Here is an 18,087-nt window from a genome sequence, read left to right on the forward strand (position 1 = left end):
TTCCGGGTCAGTCCTGCGGGCGTACGCTCCGGGGCCCCGCGCACTCGGCTCCGTACGCCCGCACCCGCTCGCGCAGTTCCCGGTCCGCCGTGACCACGACGCAGCCGCGGCCGGCGTGGGCGGCGGCCAGCTCGACGATCCGGTCGTCGCCGCTGCCGGGCGCCTCGTCCACCCGTACGCCGGGCACGGACGGGACGCCGCGGGCGGCGCCCTCGACCACGAGGATGATCTCCTCCCCCGCCTCGCGCAGCGCGAGCCGGTCGCGCAGCCGCTCGGCGGCGGCGCGCCGGTCCCGCCACCAGCCGTCGGGGACGGACCCCACCACGTTCGCGGCGTCCACGATGAGGACCGTCACGGCGTCACCTCTCAGAAATCGCCGTAGTTGACCTGCCAGGTCGGCAGGCCCATCCGGCGCCAGACCGCGACCACGCGGTCCCGGTCGTCGAGCGAGACGCGGACGGCGTAGCGGTCGCGCACGTGCGCGTCGAAGAGCTCCGCCTTGACCACGTCGTCGCGGCGCGTGTCCCCGGCGGCCCGCATCCACAGTTCGTCGTAGGGCACCCGGTGGCCGCGCAGCCAGGACTCCGTCTGCGGACGGTGTTCCTCGCTGCGTCCCGACAGCAGCACGATCACGTCGTCGTCGGCGCGCCGGAAGGCGTCCAGCGCGTGCCGCACGGACTCGTTGAGCAGGTCGAGTTCGCAGCGCGAGAAGTCGTACGGTCCCCGGTTGCCGAGCAGCGCGAGGGTCCCGTCGATGTCGCACATCACGGCCGAGGGCAGCGCCGGGTCGGGGACGTAGGGCCGGACGGCCGGCAGGGCCGCCCCGTCGGAGCCGCCGTTCATCCACTCGGCGGTGAGCCGCCAGCCGCCCTTGCGGGCCTTCTGGTGCTTGTCGGCCAGGATCCGGATGATCTCCTCGCCGACCTGCCGTTCCCGGGCCGCGTCGCGGCGCAGGCACTCCTCCAGGGGCACGTCGGTGAAGTCGTGGACGACGAAGGTGGCGAGACCACCGACCGCCGCCTTGAGCCGCTTCGGGATGTTCTTGGTCAGGTGGGTGTTGTCGACGACCACGTCGAACCCGCCGTCGACGGCGGCGCGGACGGCCGCGTCCTGGATCTCCAGGACGGTCTGTTCGTGGGCGAAGGACCGGCCGCGCTCGGGGTCCGGCAGGTCGAGCATGGCCCGCAGGTCATCGAGGTTGACGCGGCGCATCCGGCCGCCGGCCGATGCCTGCAGGGCGCGCGCGGCGGTCGTCTTGCCGGAGGCCGGCAGTCCCGTCATGACGTGCACGACGGGCAGCACGCCGTCCCCACCGGCGGCCGGGTCGGCGGCCGCCTGCCGCGGAGCGGCTTCGCGCGCGGCGGGCCGCCGACCGGCGGGAACCGCGGGGCGGGCCGCGGCCGGTACGACTGGGCGCGGCGCGGAACCTCGGGCGGACTCCTGCGCGCCGCCCTCCTCGTCGGTGGTGTGGGTGTCGGCCACGTCGGGCCGTACGTGACGCCAGCTGGTGAGTTCCGTCGACCGGCCGTCCAGCCGCATGAACATCGCCGGACGGACGTCCCGGTCCGGGAGTCCCTTGACGGCGCGGGCGAACGCCCCCCGGTCGGCGGCCAGGTGCGCGAGGCTCGCCCAGGCATCGTCGATGGCCCGCTCGTGGTCCGCGGCCCGCGCCTCCAGGCGGGCGATGACCTCGCGGACCCAGGCGTCGAACTCGTCGGGCACCTGTTCCAGCAGGGCGTCCAGCGGTTTGCCGCCGGAGGCCTCGATCTCGGCGACGGTGCAGTTGAGGCCCTGCGCGAGCCGCTTGGCGGGCACGCCGGCGAACCGCTGGATGCCGTGGCCGCGCCAGATGTCGCGCTCGTTGACGCCGGTGAGGACGTGGTGGAGGCGGACGTACTCGGAGAGCTTGGCCTTGGCGCGCACGCCGGAGGCGAAGCGCAGGACGAAGCCCTCCGCGTCGGTGCCGGTCGCGGGCGCGCCGCCGGGCAGGGTGTTGGACTCGGTCAGCGCCATCAGCTCGCCCAGGGGCATCGCGGGCCACACCTTGACGACGGAGCCGACGCCTTCCCAGTGGCCTGCGGCCTCGGCCAGCGGGACCTCGGCTCCGTCCGGGCCGAAGGCGGCGAGCAGGACGAGGTCACGGCGGTCGCCGTAGTTCACGACGATGCGGTTCTGCGGGTACAGGATCTCCGCGAGGTAGGTGACGCCCGGGCGCAGCGCACCGGTGTCCTTGCCGTCGAGGCGCCGCTGGGCCCAGTCGGCCTGGGTGCTGGTGAAGGACCCCTTGGAGGCGACGCGCCAGCGGTCCGCGTAGTGGAAGACGACGGCGAGGCTGCCGTCGACCTTGTCGTACACCTCGAACGGCTCGTCCGGGAGGGCGGGCGCGTAGGGCATGCCGGCCTCGTGCTCGCCGACGTTGAAGAACTTCGGCAGCGGCAGCGCGACGACCGCGCCCGTGCCGTCGTCGGCGACGAGTCCGCGGCAGCGCGTGGTGACCTGGTCCCAAACGCCTTGGTACTGGGCCGCCCTGGTGTACGTGTAGATCGACAGCGGCAGCTCGGGGTGCGGCTTGCGGGTGACGTACCCGGCGGCGATCGACTCGGCCAGTGCCTGGGCGGGCACCAGGTCATGCAGAGTCAGGTGGTCCTGGCTCATGGGTTCCTCCCGGTTTAGATGGCTCATTCTCGCCTGTGGGAGGGGGTGCCCGGTAGTCAATTGTGCCTGGTCGGGGCGGCGCCCGGGCGGTTGATGTCGCGGGGCGCAGGATGCGGTCGGGAAGGAAGAAGCAGCCGTCGAGGTCGGGCGACGCGACGTCAGTACGTCACGCAGAGCTCGTTGCCCTCCGGATCGGCGAGGGTGGTCCACCGGAAGGGGCCCTGGCTCGCTTCGTGGAGGTGGGTCGCCCCCATGGCGAGGAACCGCTCGACGACGGCCTTCGGGTCGTCGTCCCCGATGCGGACGTCGAGGTGGACGCGGTTCTTCACGGTCTTGGCCTCCGGCACCAACTGGAACAGGACGCGCGGCGCCTGTTCGAGCCCCTCCGGGTGGCGGATGGCGGCGCCGAGTTTCCAGACCAGCACGCCGCGGTGGGTGGTGGTGTCCTCGTCGCTCGCGTGTCCCGCCGCGATCACGCCGCGGATGAACTGTTCGTCGCTGGGCTCGACTTCCCAGCCGAGGGCCTCGGCCCACCAGTCGGCGAGCGGGTGCGGGTCGGTGGAGTCGATGGTCACCTGGAACGTGTACGCCATGCCGGGACCCTACTGACCACTGCCGCGACCCGCCACCGCACGGCCCCGCCCGGCCCGCCCGCGGCACGCCGTCACGGGCCCGGCGTACCGGAACCGCCGCCCCGACGGGACAGCCAGAAGGCCGCGCAGGTGAGGACGCACGCCCCGACCGCGATCCAGAGCAGCACCTCGCCCAGCGGCCGCAGCCAGCCGGGGCCGGTGGCGGCCGCGGCGGACAGGCAGGCCGTGGCGGTCATGCCGAGCGGGAAGACGGTCGACCAGCGGCGGATGTCGTAGTGCGTGCGGGGGCTGCGCACTTCGGCGGCGAGCAGGACGGCGTACCAGACGAGGGAGACGGCGAGGCAGGCCAGGGTGAGGGTGCGCAGCGCGGTGTGCGCGGCGCCGGTCCACAGGGGGGAGGCGGTGAGTTTCGCGCCCGCCAGGGCGGTGATGGACAGCGCCCCGCCGGCCACCCAGTGGTCGCCCGCCCCGCCGGTGACCTCCCGGAAGTCGAAGCGGGGCAGGGCCAGCGCGTAGAGCGCCAGTCCGAGGCAGAAACACGCCAGGGCGGCCCGGGCGAGCCAGTCGACGTGCCGGCCGTCGGCCAGGGTCGCGGCGAGGACGGCGAGCCCCTGGGTGGCGACGCAGGCGAGGAAGGCGGCGCCGGGCATCCGTCGACGCCAGTGCCGGACGACGGCGCCGAGGAGGCCGGGCCACAGCACGGCGGCGAGTACCAGGAGCGCGGTGGCGGTGGTCTGCGCGGCCGCCCGGTCGAGCTGCGCGACGCGGGTGCCGATCACGGTGGTGGCGGCGACGGCGGTGAGGGCGGAAGGGGTGTAGGCCTCGGCCCGGAACCGGCCGCGGTCGGCGACGAGCCGGACCGCGAAGTCGGCGGCGAGCACCAGCCACAGCGCCACGGCGACGGCGAGGGCGCCGAGGGAGATCCAGGTGCGGCCGACGAGGTCCAGGCCGACGGACAGGATGCCGCCGGCCATGACGGCGCCCCCGGCGGCGGGCGTCAGTCCGGTCCACCGGCCCCGGTCGGGTGCGACGCTCATGTCCACCGGCTTTCGGTCCCGTCGGGCTCGCGAGGGGTGCGGTTCCCGGGCGGGTCCCATGACACCTCAACGCGGCGGCGCCCGCGACGTCGGCGCGCCGGGTCCTCACATGACGCCGCGGGTGCGGAACTGGACGCTGATCCGGGGGCCGACGGCACGGACCGTCTTGGGGACGGCGTGCTCCATGGTCCGCTGACAGGAGCCGCCCATGACGACGAGGTCGCCGTGGCCCAGGGGCAGTCGGAGCAGGGTGGCGCCACCGTCGCGCGGGCGCAGTACGAGGTCTCGGGGATCGCCGACGGACAGGATCGCGACCATGGTGTCCTGCGTGGCGGAGCGGCCGGTGCGGTCGCCGTGCCAGGCGACGCTGTCACGGCCGTCGCGGTAGAGGCACAGGCCGGCGGTGACGAACGGTTCGTGCAGCTCGGCGGCGTAGTGCCGGTCGAGCGCCGTACGGGCTTCGGTGAGGGCGGGGTGGGGCAGTTCCGCGCCGTCCCCGTAGAACGCGAGCAGCCGGGGCACTTCGACCTCGCGTTCGTACATCTGCCGGCGTTCGGCACGCCACGGCACCTCGGCGGCGAGCTGCTCGAAGAGGGCGTCTGCTCCGGTCAGCCAGCCGGGCAGCCGGTCCACCCAGGCTCCGGCGCCGAGCGGCGTGCGCCGCATGCCGGCGAGGGGGCCGAGTCGGATCTCGTCGGTCTGGTCGAAGAGGGAGCCCTGGAGCGCGTGCATGGTTCCACGATACCCCCGAATCCGAACACCTGCTCGAATATGGCGGGCGGTGGCCTGCGCGCGGCCACGTCGCCGCTCCCTCCCGGCCGGAGTGCCGACGTCATGCCCCTGTGCCACGCTGAATCGAAGGATCACCCGCCCCGGCTGCTCGTCCGGCTCTGCCATCCGAGGAGACCCACATGGCCAGTGACGCCACCCGACCCCAACCGGGGCGCACGCATCCGAGCCCCACGCACGCGCACACGTCCGGGACCACCGTCCTCGCCGCCGCACTGATGATCTTCGGCGGGATCATGGCGGTCTTCGAGGGGATCGCGGCCCTCTCGCGGGACGGCTTGTTCCTGATGACCCGCCACTACGTGTTCCGGCTCACCCTGACGGGCTGGGGCTGGATCCACCTGATCCTGGGCATCATCCTGGTCCTCGCCGGCTGCGCGGTGCTCAGCGGCGCCCTGTGGGCGCGCTACTTCGGCGTCGCCATCGCGGGCCTGGGCGCGATCGCCAACTTCCTCTGGCTGCCGTACTACCCCTTGTGGGCGCTGGTGCTGATCGCCGTCAACCTCTTCATCATCTGGGCCCTGTGCACGGGCATGCAACGCGAGGCGGATACCGGCCCGGTGCGCTGAATCCGGGCGTACGGGCCCGTGTCCACGCAGACCCGGGCCGACGATCCGCTGGAGCGCCGGGCCTCCACCGTGGGCCGGGTCCGCCCGCACCCGGAGGACGGGTCAACGGGAGAGGGAGACCGCGAAGGGCTGGAAGCCGTGTCGGCGCAGGACGTGGCAACCACGAGGATCATGGCCTCGGTGGCGCGGGCCGTGCTGATGCCGCCGAGGTCCTCGATCCACCCGGGCTGCCAGCCCAGGTCACCGAGCAGGTGAGCGACGGTGCTCTTCGCCTCCCGGTCGTCACCCGAGAGGTAGGCCGTCGGTGGGACGGCCAGGGTTTCGGGGGCGGTCATGACCATGAACAGCATGGTGTTGTGGGTCTTGAGAACTGCCAGAAGGCGTCGGTGCGGCCGGCCGCGACGTGGATGAGCTGCATCGTGGCGGGGACGGACACGCGCACGACCAGGCCGTTGATGAGCATCGCGGTGACCGAGTCACCGATCCGGCGGGAGGTGCGCTCGTCCTCGCCGGGCCTGGCCTGGCCGGTGCCGACGAGGGCGGCGCCCAGGTCGGGGTCGTCACCCTCCCCGACGCGGTCACCCGCGCGGTCCGGGAGCGACTCGGCCTCGTCGCACTGCCGCCGCCGCTCCCCCTGCCGGAGGTCCCCCTGTACCTCCTGTGGCACCAGCGCTACGAGGAGGACCCCGCCCACGCCTGGCTGCGCGACCTGGCCACCGAAACCGTCCGGGCGCTCTTCGCGCCACCGACCGCCCCCACCACGACGCAGGCCGGTCCCGGCCTCACACCCGGATGACGAGCTTGCCCCGTACCCCACCTGCCCTCAAGTGCCGTATGGCGTCCGGCACTTCGACCAGGGGGTACGTCCGGTCGACGGCCGGTACGAGCGCGCCCGAGTCGATGAACCCGGCCAGGGCGAGCAGGTCGTCGGCGCGGACCGCGGAGGCCAGGGCCCGGAGGCGGTGTCGGACGAAGGGCGACAGCAACAGGGCTCGCAGTTGACGGTCGTTGCCGCCGATCCAGCGCCCCTCGCTCTCCCCGCCGACGATGACGAGGGTGCCGCGCGGGGCGAGGGCCCGGCGCAGGTTCCGCAGGGGACGGTTCCCGGCGATGTCGAGGACCAGGTCGTAGCGCCGGGCGCCGTCGACGGGGTCCTCGGTGGCGTAGTCGACGATCTCGTCGGCGCCGAGCGCGCGGACCAGGTCCGCCGCGCCGGCGCCGCACACCCCGGTGACGTGGCCGGCGCCGAGGGCCTTGGCCAGTTGCACGGCGTACGTGCCGACACCGCCCGCCGCCCCGATGACCAGGACGCTACCGCCGGGCCGGAGCCGTCCCGTGCCGCGCAGCGCCTGGAGGGCCGCGGCGGCCGACACCGGTACGGCGGCCGCCTGTTCGGGGGTGAGCCCGGCGGGCCGGGGGGCGAGGCGGTCCTCCTTGGCGCGGGCGTACTCCGCGAACGAGCCGTCGCAGATCCCGTACACCTCGTCGCCCGGGCCGAAGCGGGTGACGCCGGGTCCGACGGCCTCGACCCGACCCGCGACGTCCAGGCCGCGGACGCGGTCCTTGGGCTTGCGCAGGCCGAAGCCGACGGCGCGGATCAGGTGGGGCCGGCCGGCCATCAGGTGCCAGACGCCCTGGTCGACGCCGGCGGCGTGCACCCGCAGGAGCACCTCGCCGCGGCCGGGAACGGGCCGGGGCACGTCGTCGAGGCGCAGCACCTCGGGCGGTCCGTAGACGTCCTGGACGATCGCTCTCACGGGGTTCCTCCCTCGTCGCCGGAAGGCGCGGGCTCGGTCGGCGCGGCGGGCGCGGCGGGCTCGGTCGGCGTGACCGGCGCGGCGGAACCACCCGCGTACTGGAAGACGTTGTCGAGCGGGACGCCGAACACCGCGGCGATCTGGAACGCCATCTCCAGGGAGGGCGAGTAGCGGCCCTGCTCGATGGCGATGACCGTCTGCCGGCTGACGCCGATGCGGCGGGCGAGTTCGGCCTGGGTCATCTCGCCGTGCGCGAAGCGCTGGGCCCGGATGGTGTTGGTGACCCTCGTCGGCTTCACCACGGGTGGAATCCGAACCGGTAGGAGACGATCTTGACCGTGGAGCCGAGGGCCGACGACAGGACGAAGGCCAGGTAGATCGCGTTGGCGATCCAGAAGGGCGCGGCCTCGGCCATCGCCAGCAGGAGTCCGGCGACCGCGCCGATCACGACGAACGACTGGCCGACGTACTCGCCGAACCGGTGGATCTCCCGGTCCCGCCGGTCCTTGGTGTTGTCCTCCGGGGCGGCGAGGGCCGACACCGCGACGTGCCCCGCGACGGAGGCGGCGATCGACAGCCCGACCGTCCACAACAGGGCCGCCACGTACGGCGCTTGATCCAGCTCCACCCCGGCGGGGCGCGCCAGCACCCACCACAGGTACGCCGCGTACGACGTCACCGCGACCACCAGCATGATCCAGGCGCGTTTCTCTTCGACCGCCACTGCCACCACCACCGCCCATGTCAAGAAAACCAGACACCTGGAGTGTCAAGGACGCGCGACATCGTGTCAAGCATTCTTTACCTCGCCCACCATGTGGTCCTACTGGGGCAGTTGTGCGAGGTCATGACAGGCTGGGGCCATGCAGTTGCGCGATGTGATCTCGTCCCGGCTCCTTCGGCTCGTCGACGACGGGCGGGCCGGTCGGGCGGACCGGGACGGCGACGACGGGCTCGACCGGCCCGTGCACCGCACGGTGACCATCGACCTGCCGGACCCGCGGCGGTTCGTCTCCCCCGGCGACCTGGTACTGACCGGACTGATCTGGCTGCGACAGGATCCCGAGCGCCCCGACGCCTACGTACGGATCCTCGTGGAGGCCGGCGCCGCCGCACTCGGCGCCGGCGAGGCCGAGTTCGGGCACGTGCCCAGCGCGTTGGAGGAGGCCTGCACCCGGCACGGACTGCCACTGCTCGCGATCGGCGTGAACGTCTCCTTCACCTCGATCGCCGAGTTCGTCGCCCGCCGACAGGCCGGGGCACGGGTGGGGAACCTGGCGGCGCTGGTGGACCGGCACCGGCGACTGACGACGGCCGGCGGTACCGGCGGCGGGGCCGAGGCCCTCCTGGATCTGCTGTGGTCCGAACTCGACCTGCGCGCCCACCTCGTGTCCCCCACAGGCCGGCTGGTCGCCGGCACCCGACCGGCCCTGCCCGAGGAGACGGCGACGGCCCTCGCCGCCCGGTTCCTGACCGCGGAGCGGTCTCGCCGGCGGCCCCCGCACCGCACGAGGGTCCACACCACGGCCTACTCCCTGTTCCCCGTGCGGTCGGGCACGGGCGCCGGGGCCGCGCCGACGGACTGGCTGGTGGCGGTGGAGGCCGACAGCGGCGACTGGCCCGGCGAACACATCGACCTCGTCGAACGGTTGGCCGCCCTGATGGCGGTGGAGCGCGCCGGCCGGCACGCCGACCGTGCCCCGGGGCGGCGGGCGGCGGGGCGGCTGCTCGGCCCGTTGGAATCCCCCGCGGGCGGCGGCGTGGCGGCTCCCGCGGAGGCCGCGGCCCGTCTCGCCACGACCCTGACCGGAGCGGACGGGCCCGGCGACGGGGTCCGTTGGCAGCCGGTGGCGGCGCGGTGGGAGACCCTTACGGGCGGTGCGCCCGTGGCGGACCTGCTGGAGGAGGTACTGCTGCACCCGCGGTGCCTCGGCCCCGACGCCGCGCACCGGATCGCGGTGACGGCGACCGGGGACGCGGGCGAGGCGGTGGCCTTCGTCCTCCTGGCGCGGGGCGAGGAGTTGACGTCCGAGGCCGTACGACACGTGGCGGGCGCGGCCCTGCCGCTCGCGCTGCGGGACGGGGAGCGCTTGAGCCTGGGGCTCGGCGACCCGGTCGAGGACGCGGCCGACCTGCGGCACGCCGTGGCGGAGGCCCGCCACGCCCGTCAGGTGGCGGCCGCGCCGAGGACGGCCGGGACCGGGCCGGCGTCGTCCGTCGGCGTGTGCGGCCCCGCCGACATGGCCTCGCACGTGATGTCCCTGCTGCCGCTGATCCCGGCGGAGGTCCGACGGGCGTTCAGCCGGCGGCTGCTGTCCCCGTTGTACGAGTACGACCGCCGGCACCACAGCGACCTGGTCCCCACGCTGCGGTCCTTCCTGGACCACGACGGGTCCTGGGCCCGCTGCGGGGAGTCGCTGCACCTGCACGTGAACTCGTTGCGCTACCGGATCACGCGCATCGAGTCGCTGACGGGCCGCAACCTGGCCCGGCTGGAGGACAAGATGGACTTCGTCGCGGCGCTGCGCATGCACTGACGCCGGCCGCCCGGAACCGTACGCGGGCCCCGGGCGGGCCGGGCTCAGGCGCGGCCGGCCGGGTCCTGGTCCTGGACCGAACGCCGGTCCGCCGCCGTCTCCGTCCCCGTCCCCGTACCCGTCCCCGTCCCCCGCTCCGGGGACGTCGCCGGCGAGGGCACCGCGGCGAGCACGGGCGGGGCGGGCGGCGTGCGGCGCCCGGTGATCCATACGGCCACGGGCTGGGTCCAGCGGGCGGTGAGGGGTCCGATGATCACCAGGAGCAGGACGTAGGCGGTGGCGAGCGGGCCCAAGGCGGGTTCGATGCCGGCGGTGACGGCGAGGCCCGCGATGACGATGGAGAACTCGCCGCGGGCGACGAGCGTGCCTCCGGCCCGCCAGCGCCCGTTGACCCCGACGCCGGCCCGCCGGGCGGCCCAGTAGCCGGTGGCGATCTTCGTCAGCGCGGTCACCACGGCGAGCGCGAGCGCCGGCAGCAGCACGGGCGGAATGCTCGCGGGGTCCGTGTGCAGACCGAAGAAGACGAAGAATACGGCGGCGAAGAGGTCCCGCAGCGGGCTGAGCAGGGTGTGGGTGCCCTCGGCGACCTCACCGGAGAGCGCGATGCCGACGAGGAAGGCCCCGACGGCGGCGGATACCTGGAGCTGCTGCGCGACGCCGGCGACCAGCAGGGTCAGGCCGAGGACGACGAGGAGGAGCTTCTCCGGGTCATCGCTGGAGACGAAGCGGGAGATGACCCGGCCGTAGCGGACGGCCACGAACAGCACGGCGCCCGCGACGCCGAGGGCGATGGCCAGGGTGAGGCTGCCCGCGGCGAGGCCGACGCCCGCGAGGAGCGCGGTGACGATCGGCAGGTAGACGGCCATGGCGAGGTCTTCGAGCACCAGGATGCTGAGGATGACCGGCGTCTCGCGGTTGCCGAGCCGCCCCAGGTCCCCCATCACCTTGGCGATGACCCCGGAGGACGAGATCCAGGTGACCCCCGCCAGCACGACGGCGGCGACCGGTCCCCAGCCCATCAGCAGCGCGGCGACCGCGCCGGGTACGGCGTTGAGCGTGAAGTCGACGAGACCGGCGGGGTACTGGGTCTTGAGGTTCGACACCAGATCGCTGGCGGTGTACTCGAGGCCGAGCATCAGCAGGAGCAGGATGACGCCGATCTCGGCGCCGATGGCGACGAACTCCTCGCTCGCGCCCAGCGGCAGGAGCCCACCGGTGCCGAAGGCGAGGCCCGCGAGCAGGTAGAGCGGGATCGGGGAGAAGTGGAAGCGGCCGGCGAGCCTGCCCAGCAGACCCAGGCCGAGGATGATCGCACCGAATTCGATCAGGAAGACTGCGGAATGCACGTGCGGATCACTCCCGTCCGAGTATCGAGGCGGCGGCGTCGACGCCCTCGCGGGTGCCGATCACGATGAGGGTGTCGCCGCCGGCGAGGCGGAAGTCGGGCGCGGGCGAGGGGCGGGCCTCGGCGCGGCGCAGGACGGCAACCACGGACACCCCGGTCTCGGTGCGCATCCGGGTCTCGCCGAGCACGCGGCCGTTCCAGTGCGAGTGCGCCGACAGTTCGATGCGCTCGGCGACCAGGCCCAGGTCGGTGGTGTGCAGCAGGTTCGGGCTGTGGTGCGCGGGCATCAGGGCGTCGATCAGGGACGTGGTCTCCGCGCCCGTCAGGTGCAGGGACTGGGAACACGCGTCGGGGTCGTCGGCCCGGTACACGTTGACCGTCCGGGTCCCGTCCCGGTGCGCGATCACCGACAGGTGTCGGTGTTCCCGGGTGGTGAGGTCGTACTGCACGCCGATGCCGGGCAGCGGTGTCGTGCTCATCCGTGGAGCAGGCACAGCCCATCCCCCTCAATCTCGTTCTTTGCGATGGTGGTGTGGCGCGCGGCGGATTCAGGCAGGTGATCCAGCGCGGCAAGACCATATGTTGCCACCTGCGAACGAGCCGGGGATATGGGTGTCATGACGGATGGACACGGGCCCGAACGGCGACGAGGATGGAGCGGGGGCCTCTCGCACCAAGGCCGCACCACGGCCGCACGAAGGCCGCGCCAAGCCGTGTGAAGGCCGCACGAAGGGAGCCGTCGTGACGCGTTGGACCGTCGCCCATGACGCGGGCAGGCCCGAGGGGCGCCCGTGCGGGCATCTGGACACGGCCGGCGGGGGCGAGCCTCCCGCGGCCGGCGACGGCTGCGCCGCGTGCCTGGCGGCCGGACGGTCGTGGGTGCACCTGCGGCTGTGCCTGAGCTGTGGTCACGTCGGTTGCTGCGACAGCTCCGCCGGCAAGCACGCCGCGTCGCACGCCGCCGCCTCGGGTCACCCGGTGGCCCGGTCCGCCGAGGACGGCGAGGCGTGGGCCTGGTGCTACCAGGACGAGGTCTTCCTCGTCCCGGTGACCGGCGGCCGACCCGCCTGAGACCGCTCAGGCGCGGACGGTACGCAGGACCTCGCGCGCGGCGCGGGCGCCGGAGGCCAGCGCGCCTTGGAGCGAACCGGTCGCCCGGTGGTCGCCGCACAGGTGCAGGCCGTCGGCGATCCGGGTGGGCCGGCTGAGCGGCCACGGCGGGAGCATGACGGGCAACGCCCCCTCCACCGTGACGGCGGCGACCGGCTCCCACCGGCCCGCGTCCGTCCCGTAGGCCTCGGACAGCGCCGCCAACAGGTCCGCGGAGGCTTCGGGAGCGCCCGCGCCCAGGACCGACGTGGAAACCAGGGCGCGGCCGTCGCTCGCGTAGGACGGGGCCACCTCGGTCAGCACGCAGCTGTTCAGGAACCTGTGCTTCGCGTCGAGCAGCAGGGTCGGTTCCTTCAGCGGGGACGTGGCGCAGGCGTGGTAGTACGTGGTCACCGTGCGGGTGGCGACGGCCGGCCGGCCGGGGAGCAGGCGGGACGCGGTGGCCGGGTCGGTGGCGACGACGACGGTGTCGGCCTCGCGGGAGGAGCCGTCGGCGAGGACCACTCCCCCGTCGGCGACGGAGGCGACGGCGGTGCCCAGCGCCAGCCGACCGGCCGGGACGGCCTCGGCGAGTTGCTCCGGCACCGCGCCGATGCCCAGGGCGGGCAGCGCCTGGGTGCCGCGCAGGAAGCTGCGCCAGATCAGGTGGAACACCCGGCTGGAGGTCTCCAGGCGGTCTTCGAGGAACACGCCGGCCAGGAAGGGGCCCAGTACTTCCTCGGTCAGGGGGGCCGGCAGGCCCCAGGAGCGCAGGGCCTCACGCGTGCCGGTCTCCGGCAGCCGCTTGAGGAGCGGGGCCGGCAGCAGCAGGCCCGCCGCGCCGAGCGCGCCCGTGGCGGCGGCGCCCGCCGGGGACAGCCGGCCGTCGCGCAGCAGGCCGAGGGCCTCGCCGGGCCGCCGGGTCGGATCCGCGAAGCGGACGCGCCCCCGGTCGGTGTGGACGAGCATGCCGGGGGTGAACGGGCGCAGCCGCAGGGCGCGCAGGTCCAGGCGGCGTTTGACCTGGGGGTAGGAGGTGTTGAACACCTGGAAGCCCCGGTCGAGGCGGAACCCGTCGCGTACGTCGGTCCGCATGCGGCCGCCCACCCGGTCGGACGCCTCCAACAGGGACACCTCCGTCCCGGCGCGGGCGAGGTCCGCTGCGCAGGCGAGGCCCGCCGCCCCGGCGCCGACCACGATGACGGAGCGGTTTCCTCCACGGGTGCCGCGCGTGCCGGGCATGGGCCGCCGTCCTTTCCGTCCTACGGCTGCTGCTGTCACTGCCCCTTCGGCCCCGAACCGCCCGCCGGATGCACCCCGGGGGACGACCGGCTTCGGCTCAGCGGTCGGTGGCGGGCATCGGGCCGAGGTCGAGGAGCGCGAGGGCGGCGGCGGTGGCGGTCCGGTGCCACGTGCGGGCGTCGCGGAGCATGGCGTGGCTCCCGTACGGCATCGCGATGCCCTCGGCCGGTGTGCCGCGGGCGCGGGCGCGGCGCAGGTACGCCCAGGTGTCCTCGGCACGGGTGACCCGGTCCGCTTCGTCGTGGAGCAGGACGATCGGGGTGTCCCGGAGGTGGGCCACCGGTTCGCCGGGCGGACACCAGGGGGCGAGGCCGACGACGCCCCGGACGTCCGCCTCGTCGGCCACCCGGAGGGCGGTGCGGGCGCCCATGGAGTGCCCGATCAGCACGACCGGTATCGGCCCGGCGCTGCGGCGCAGTTCCCGTAGGGCCCGCCGGGCGTCCTCGACGGGGTCCGCCCGGTCGCCGTTCCACCCCCGGTGCCGGTAGCGGACGTCGCCCACCAGGATCCGCTCCGCCCGGCCGGCGCGCAGCACGGCGGCGGCGAAGGGGCGCATGCGCAGCGACGGCAGGCCGACGCGTGGGGGCGGCGCGAGTCCTTCCGCACGGCCGCCGTGAAGCAGCAGCACGGCGCAGTCGGGCCGCCGCGGCGCCCGTCGCACCCGCAGGGCGTCCGCGGACGCACCGGCCTCACGGGCCCCGCGCGAGTCCCGGGAGGGCCCGGCGGGGCGGTCGGTCACGGGGGTCACCGGGACCCCTCGACGAGGAGCAGCTGACGGACGTCGAGGTAGCGGGCCCGGAACCCGGCTTCGGAGTAGGCGAGGTACAGCTCCCACATGCGGCGGAACGTACGGTCGAACCCGAGGTCGGCCACTTCGTCGGCGCGGGCGGTGAACCGTTCGCGCCACAGGCGCAGCGTCTCCGCGTAGTGGTCGCCGTAGCCCTCGTCGGAGACGACGCCGAGGCCCGCGCGGCCGGCGTGTTCCTCGATGGCGCGCCGGGAGGGGATCAGTCCGCCGGGGAAGACGTACTTGCTGATCCAGGTGTGGGTGCGGTCGGTGAGGAGCATCCGGTCGTGCGGCATGGTGATGGACTGGAGGGCGATCCTGCCGCCCGGGGCGAGGGCGCCGCGCAGGGAACGGAAGTAGACGGGCCAGTAGTCGGCGCCGACGGCCTCGATCATCTCCACGCTGACGACGGAGTCGTACGTGCCCCGCACCTCGCGGTAGTCCCGCAGCCGTACGGTGACCCGGTCCGAGAGGCCCGCCGCGGCGATCCGGCGCTCGGCCAGGTCCCGTTGCTCGGCGGAGAGGGTGAGCGTCACGACGTCGGCGCCCCGGGAGGCGGCGCGCAGCGCGAGTTCGCCCCAGCCCGTGCCGATCTCCAGGACGCGGCGGCCCGGGCCGACGCCGGCGAGGTCGAGGAGCCGGTCGATCTTCCGGTGTTGCGCCGTCTCCAGGATTTCGGGGCGGGCGGGGAAGGCGGTGAACACGGCCGAGGAGTAGCTCATCGACGGGTCGAGGAAGAGTTCGAAGAGCTCGTTCGACAGGTCGTAGTGGTGCTGGATGTTCTCCCGGGCGCCTTCCGGGGTGCCGCGCTGCGCGTCGGGCCTGCTCCGCACCCAGGCGGCGCGCAGCCGGCGCAGCGGGGCGGGGACGAGTTCGTCGACGTGGGCGGCGAGGACGGTGAGGACGCCGGGCAGGTCGGCGGCGTCCCATTCGCCGGCCATGTACGACTCCCCGAAGCCGATGAGGCCGTGGGCGGCGATCCGGCGGAAGAAGGCGTCCGGGTCGTGGACGGTGAGCTCGGGGCCGTTGCCGCAGGGCGCGAGATCACCGAGGCGCACGCGCAGCGGGAGCCGGGCGAAGGCGCGCCGCAGCAGCCCGCGGGCGATGGCCGTGTGACCCAGTGGTGGTTCCGGGCGGCGCACCACGTCGGGCCAGGACCGGGGGTCGGCCGGTATCCGCGGGTGGGGAACGGACTGGTCCTCACGCGTGGCACGAGGCGTCGAGAGGGTCACGAAGTGGGGCCTTCCGGTCGCTGCGTTCCGCGCCGGGCCGCTGTGTGTCGTGCCGCCCGGCAGCGGTCTGTCACCTGTCCTTCGCGGCCGGCGCGGATTCGGATGGGTCGGGTTATTCACGGCCCGGCGCTTCCCCCACGACGGACCCCGGAGGTGCCGCGTTTGATCCGTTTCGTGCCCGTTGCCGCGCCTCACCCGCCTCCCGCGGCAGATGTTTTCGCCTTTCGACAACGCCCGGACCTGCGACGACGAGGCCCGAGGGGCGTTCCGGACGGCGGGTCGTCGCGCGATGCCGCGGGCCGCGTGTCGAAATGGGAGCCACGGCTCCGACGTCCCCTGCGAGAGGCCACCGCGGAGGTGGCCAACGATCTGGAGGATTGGCACCCCATGAAGTACATGCTGATGGTCCTCGGCAACCAGGCCGACTACGACGCCATGGCCGGCAAGGGCAGCCCCGGCAGTCCGGCGTGGTCCGAGGCGGACGTCAAGGCGATGTTCGACCACATGAACGCGCTGAACGACGACCTCGCCGAGTCGGGCGAGTGGGTCGACGGCCAAGGCCTCGCCGAACCGCGCGGGGCCCGGCTGGTGACCGCCGGCGCCGACGGCTCGCCGATCGTGTCCGACGGTCCGTACGGGGAGACGAAGGAGGTGCTCGCCGGCTATTGGATCGTCGACGTCGCCGATTTCGCGCGGGCCGCCGAGATCGCCGCCCGGGCCTACGCCTGCCCCGTCCCCGAGGGCGCCCCGAACTACCCGGTCGTCGTCCACCCGGTCGGCGAGGGCGTGGGGACCGAGATGTGACGACGGGCCCCGTCCCCGAGGATCTGCTGCGCCGCACGGCGCCGCAGGTCCTCGGCGCGCTCGTGCGCCGCTACGGCCACTTCGACCTCGCCGAGGACGCGGTGCAGGAGGCGCTGCTGGCCGCGTCCCGGCAGTGGCCGCGCGAAGGACGGCCCGACAATCCGCGCGGCTGGCTGATCCGGGTCGCCTCGCGCCGGCTGACGGACCTGCTGCGCGGCGAGGAGGCGCGCAGGCGCCGCGAGGAGTCGGCCGCCGCGCTGACCCCGCGCGACGAGTTCCTCGCCCCGCCGCCGGGCGAGGCCCGCGCCCCGGCCGAGGACGACACCCTGAAGCTGCTGTTCCTGTGCTGTCGCGCCGACCTGGGCCCGGCCGCCCGGATCGCGCTGACCCTGCGCGCCGTGGGCGGTCTGACCACCGCCGAGATCGCCCGGGCGCTGCTGGTCCCGGAGGCGACGGTGGCGCAGCGGATCAGTCGGGCGAAGCGTCGGATCCGGGCCGCGGGGTCTCCTTTCGGCATGCCGGACGAGGACGACCGCGCCGAGCGGCTCGGGGACGTCCTCCAGGTGCTCTACCTGATCTTCAACGAGGGCCACACCGCCACCTCCGGCCGTGAACTGCGGCGCGCCGCGCTCGCCGTCGAGGCGATCCGTCTCACCCGGGCCGTCCACGCCCTGCTCCCCGCCGACGGGGAGGTGGCCGGCCTGCTGGCCCTGATGCTGCTCACCGACGCGCGACGGGAGGCCCGTACTACGCCCGACGGCAGCCTGGTCCCGCTCGCCGAACAGGACCGCGGACGCTGGGACGCGGCGGCGATCGCCGAGGGGGTCGCCCTGGTCCGCGACGCCCTGACGCGGGCGCCGCTCGGCCCGTACCAGGTGCGGGCCGCCATCGCGGCCGTCCACGGCGAGGCCGCCCGCGACGAGGACACCGACTGGACGGACATCCTCGGGTTGTACGAGGTCCTGATCCGGCTGGTGCCCGGGCCGGCGGAACTGTTGGGCCACGCGGTGGCCGTGGCCATGGTGCACGGCCCGGACCGGGCCCTCGCCCTGCTGGCCGACCTGGAGCGGGACGAACACCTCGCGGGTCACCACCGCCCGGAGGCCGTACGGGCCCACCTGTTGGAGCGGGCCGGCGACGCCGTGGCGGCCCGTGCCGCCTACACCAGGGCCGCCGAGCTGACCCTCAGCCTCCCCGAGCGGCGCTACCTGCGCTCCCGGGCCGCCCGGCTCGGCGAGGACCCCGACGGCGATGCCAACGACCGGGCAGGGGCGTCCGCATGACGGACAGGAACCTCGACTGTCGGACCCTGCGCCTACCCTTGATCACATGAGCCCGACCCCTGACTCCACGACGACCGGCCGCCCCCTCTCCGACATCAACGCGGACATCCGTTGCCTGTTCGCCCGCGCCGAGGGGCGTCTTCGTGACGACGAGCGGGTGCGCCACGCGGGGCTGCTGGAGGAGTGGGCGTCGGCGATACGGGCGTCGGTCGTCACGGCGGCCTGAGCGGGGGCCGCCGGGCGGTGCACGGGGTAGGGCCGATCGGGTGAAGAAGAGCAACCTGCCGCAGGTCCGGGCGTTGATCAAG

The 18,087-nt window shown here is 74.3% G+C and carries 19 protein-coding genes and 2 pseudogenes; 6 read left to right on the plus strand and 15 right to left on the minus strand.

Annotated elements, in window-relative coordinates; genetic code table 11:
- Window positions 1-7: 7 nt before the first annotated feature.
- The 5 genes from ACZ4XJ_RS03210 to ACZ4XJ_RS03230 all read right to left on the minus strand — a co-directional run bounded on the left by ACZ4XJ_RS03210 (window position 8) and on the right by ACZ4XJ_RS03230 (window position 5,017).
- Window positions 8-355 carry an NYN domain-containing protein gene (locus ACZ4XJ_RS03210; RefSeq protein WP_468495111.1) on the minus strand — a complete coding sequence of 116 codons (348 nt, stop codon included), beginning with the start codon at window positions 353-355 and terminating at the stop codon, window positions 8-10.
- 11 nt (window positions 356-366) lie between these two features.
- On the minus strand, window positions 367-2,655 hold the full coding sequence (locus tag ACZ4XJ_RS03215; protein ID WP_468495112.1) for a phosphatase domain-containing protein: 2,289 nt from the start codon (window positions 2,653-2,655) through the stop codon (window positions 367-369).
- Window positions 2,656-2,813: 158 nt separating this feature from the next.
- The gene (locus tag ACZ4XJ_RS03220) at window positions 2,814-3,248 is read right to left on the minus strand and encodes a VOC family protein (RefSeq protein ID WP_468495113.1); all 435 of its coding nucleotides are present in this window, start codon (window positions 3,246-3,248) and stop codon (window positions 2,814-2,816) included.
- A gap of 71 nt (window positions 3,249-3,319) precedes the next feature.
- Entirely contained in the window at window positions 3,320-4,285 is a 966-nt protein-coding gene (locus tag ACZ4XJ_RS03225; protein ID WP_362876176.1) for a tellurite resistance/C4-dicarboxylate transporter family protein, read from the minus strand.
- A 105-nt stretch (window positions 4,286-4,390) separates the two neighbouring features.
- Window positions 4,391-5,017: an alpha-ketoglutarate-dependent dioxygenase AlkB gene (locus ACZ4XJ_RS03230; RefSeq protein ID WP_468495114.1), complete on the minus strand. Its 627-nt coding sequence runs from the start codon at window positions 5,015-5,017 to the stop codon at window positions 4,391-4,393.
- Between the two features lie 179 nt (window positions 5,018-5,196).
- Here ACZ4XJ_RS03230 and ACZ4XJ_RS03235 point away from each other — a divergent pair, with 179 nt between their 5' ends.
- Window positions 5,197-5,643, plus strand: a complete 447-nt coding sequence (locus tag ACZ4XJ_RS03235; RefSeq protein WP_468495115.1) for a DUF7144 family membrane protein — start codon at window positions 5,197-5,199, stop codon at window positions 5,641-5,643.
- A 102-nt stretch (window positions 5,644-5,745) separates the two neighbouring features.
- Here ACZ4XJ_RS03235 and ACZ4XJ_RS03240 read toward each other — a convergent pair.
- The 5 genes and pseudogenes from ACZ4XJ_RS03240 to ACZ4XJ_RS03260 all read right to left on the minus strand — a co-directional run.
- A pseudogene (locus ACZ4XJ_RS03240) lies at window positions 5,746-6,014 on the minus strand (NAD(P)-binding domain-containing protein); the annotation flags it as partial.
- Window positions 6,008-6,196, minus strand: a pseudogene (locus ACZ4XJ_RS03245) (3'(2'),5'-bisphosphate nucleotidase CysQ); the annotation flags it as partial. The pseudogenes ACZ4XJ_RS03240 and ACZ4XJ_RS03245, both read right to left, overlap by 7 nt.
- A gap of 229 nt (window positions 6,197-6,425) precedes the next feature.
- Window positions 6,426-7,400, minus strand: coding sequence for an NAD(P)-dependent alcohol dehydrogenase (locus ACZ4XJ_RS03250; RefSeq protein WP_468495116.1), 975 nt, complete (start codon window positions 7,398-7,400; stop codon window positions 6,426-6,428).
- Window positions 7,397-7,702 carry a helix-turn-helix transcriptional regulator gene (locus ACZ4XJ_RS03255; protein ID WP_384001687.1) on the minus strand — a complete coding sequence of 102 codons (306 nt, stop codon included), beginning with the start codon at window positions 7,700-7,702 and terminating at the stop codon, window positions 7,397-7,399. The genes ACZ4XJ_RS03250 and ACZ4XJ_RS03255 overlap by 4 nt, the downstream gene beginning before the upstream one ends.
- Window positions 7,696-8,124 carry a hypothetical protein gene (locus ACZ4XJ_RS03260; RefSeq protein ID WP_468495117.1) on the minus strand — a complete coding sequence of 143 codons (429 nt, stop codon included), beginning with the start codon at window positions 8,122-8,124 and terminating at the stop codon, window positions 7,696-7,698. Before ACZ4XJ_RS03260 ends, ACZ4XJ_RS03255 begins: the two co-directional genes overlap by 7 nt.
- Before the next feature lie 139 nt (window positions 8,125-8,263).
- Between ACZ4XJ_RS03260 and ACZ4XJ_RS03265 the strand changes: the two genes are divergently transcribed.
- A complete protein-coding gene (locus ACZ4XJ_RS03265; RefSeq protein WP_468495118.1) occupies window positions 8,264-9,937 on the plus strand; it encodes a helix-turn-helix domain-containing protein in 1,674 nt (557 codons plus the stop codon).
- A gap of 44 nt (window positions 9,938-9,981) precedes the next feature.
- Here the strand turns inward: ACZ4XJ_RS03265 and ACZ4XJ_RS03270 are convergent, their stop codons facing one another.
- Both ACZ4XJ_RS03270 and ACZ4XJ_RS03275 read right to left on the minus strand, forming a co-directional pair.
- On the minus strand, window positions 9,982-11,283 hold the full coding sequence (locus ACZ4XJ_RS03270) for a cation:proton antiporter (RefSeq protein WP_468495119.1): 1,302 nt from the start codon (window positions 11,281-11,283) through the stop codon (window positions 9,982-9,984).
- A 7-nt stretch (window positions 11,284-11,290) separates the two neighbouring features.
- Window positions 11,291-11,776 carry a cation:proton antiporter regulatory subunit gene (locus ACZ4XJ_RS03275; RefSeq protein WP_468495120.1) on the minus strand — a complete coding sequence of 162 codons (486 nt, stop codon included), beginning with the start codon at window positions 11,774-11,776 and terminating at the stop codon, window positions 11,291-11,293.
- Between the two features lie 307 nt (window positions 11,777-12,083).
- On the opposite strand from ACZ4XJ_RS03275, the gene ACZ4XJ_RS03280 reads away from it, so the two are divergent.
- Window positions 12,084-12,353 carry a UBP-type zinc finger domain-containing protein gene (locus ACZ4XJ_RS03280; RefSeq protein ID WP_468495443.1) on the plus strand — a complete coding sequence of 90 codons (270 nt, stop codon included), beginning with the start codon at window positions 12,084-12,086 and terminating at the stop codon, window positions 12,351-12,353.
- Between the two features lie 6 nt (window positions 12,354-12,359).
- Here ACZ4XJ_RS03280 and ACZ4XJ_RS03285 read toward each other — a convergent pair whose 3' ends face one another.
- The 3 genes from ACZ4XJ_RS03285 to ACZ4XJ_RS03295 form a co-directional block, all read right to left on the minus strand.
- The gene (locus tag ACZ4XJ_RS03285; RefSeq protein WP_468495121.1) at window positions 12,360-13,613 is read right to left on the minus strand and encodes an NAD(P)/FAD-dependent oxidoreductase; all 1,254 of its coding nucleotides are present in this window, start codon (window positions 13,611-13,613) and stop codon (window positions 12,360-12,362) included.
- 97 nt (window positions 13,614-13,710) lie between these two features.
- Window positions 13,711-14,421: an alpha/beta fold hydrolase gene (locus ACZ4XJ_RS03290; RefSeq protein ID WP_468495122.1), complete on the minus strand. Its 711-nt coding sequence runs from the start codon at window positions 14,419-14,421 to the stop codon at window positions 13,711-13,713.
- Window positions 14,418-15,692 carry a class I SAM-dependent methyltransferase gene (locus tag ACZ4XJ_RS03295; protein ID WP_468495123.1) on the minus strand — a complete coding sequence of 425 codons (1,275 nt, stop codon included), beginning with the start codon at window positions 15,690-15,692 and terminating at the stop codon, window positions 14,418-14,420. Before ACZ4XJ_RS03295 ends, ACZ4XJ_RS03290 begins: the two co-directional genes overlap by 4 nt.
- A gap of 387 nt (window positions 15,693-16,079) precedes the next feature.
- Here ACZ4XJ_RS03295 and ACZ4XJ_RS03300 point away from each other — a divergent pair, with 387 nt between their 5' ends.
- The 3 genes from ACZ4XJ_RS03300 to ACZ4XJ_RS03310 are packed head-to-tail and all read left to right on the plus strand — an operon-like array spanning window position 16,080 to window position 18,005.
- On the plus strand, window positions 16,080-16,496 hold the full coding sequence (locus ACZ4XJ_RS03300; protein WP_468495124.1) for a YciI family protein: 417 nt from the start codon (window positions 16,080-16,082) through the stop codon (window positions 16,494-16,496).
- A complete protein-coding gene (locus ACZ4XJ_RS03305) occupies window positions 16,493-17,779 on the plus strand; it encodes an RNA polymerase sigma factor (protein WP_468495125.1) in 1,287 nt (428 codons plus the stop codon). Before ACZ4XJ_RS03300 ends, ACZ4XJ_RS03305 begins: the two co-directional genes overlap by 4 nt.
- A gap of 46 nt (window positions 17,780-17,825) precedes the next feature.
- Window positions 17,826-18,005: a hypothetical protein gene (locus ACZ4XJ_RS03310; protein WP_362876164.1), complete on the plus strand. Its 180-nt coding sequence runs from the start codon at window positions 17,826-17,828 to the stop codon at window positions 18,003-18,005.
- The last annotated feature ends 82 nt before the right edge of the window (window positions 18,006-18,087 follow it).

It is taken from the genome of Streptomyces sp. NPDC029836 (assembly GCF_055574495.1).

Excerpts from the sequence above, each read along its gene's own strand:
- ACZ4XJ_RS03285 (WP_468495121.1), bottom strand. The coding sequence starts at position 13,613 with ATGCCCGGCACGCGCGGCACCCGTGGAGGAAACCGCTCCGTCATCGTG.
- ACZ4XJ_RS03310 (WP_362876164.1), top strand. The coding sequence starts at position 17,826 with ATGAGCCCGACCCCTGACTCCACGACGACCGGCCGCCCCCTCTCCGAC.
- ACZ4XJ_RS03225 (WP_362876176.1), bottom strand. The coding sequence starts at position 4,285 with ATGAGCGTCGCACCCGACCGGGGCCGGTGGACCGGACTGACGCCCGCC.
- ACZ4XJ_RS03300 (WP_468495124.1), top strand. The coding sequence starts at position 16,080 with ATGAAGTACATGCTGATGGTCCTCGGCAACCAGGCCGACTACGACGCC.
- ACZ4XJ_RS03235 (WP_468495115.1), top strand. The coding sequence starts at position 5,197 with ATGGCCAGTGACGCCACCCGACCCCAACCGGGGCGCACGCATCCGAGC.
- ACZ4XJ_RS03265 (WP_468495118.1), top strand. The coding sequence starts at position 8,264 with ATGCAGTTGCGCGATGTGATCTCGTCCCGGCTCCTTCGGCTCGTCGAC.
- ACZ4XJ_RS03230 (WP_468495114.1), bottom strand. The coding sequence starts at position 5,017 with ATGCACGCGCTCCAGGGCTCCCTCTTCGACCAGACCGACGAGATCCGA.
- ACZ4XJ_RS03220 (WP_468495113.1), bottom strand. The coding sequence starts at position 3,248 with ATGGCGTACACGTTCCAGGTGACCATCGACTCCACCGACCCGCACCCG.
- ACZ4XJ_RS03215 (WP_468495112.1), bottom strand. The coding sequence starts at position 2,655 with ATGAGCCAGGACCACCTGACTCTGCATGACCTGGTGCCCGCCCAGGCA.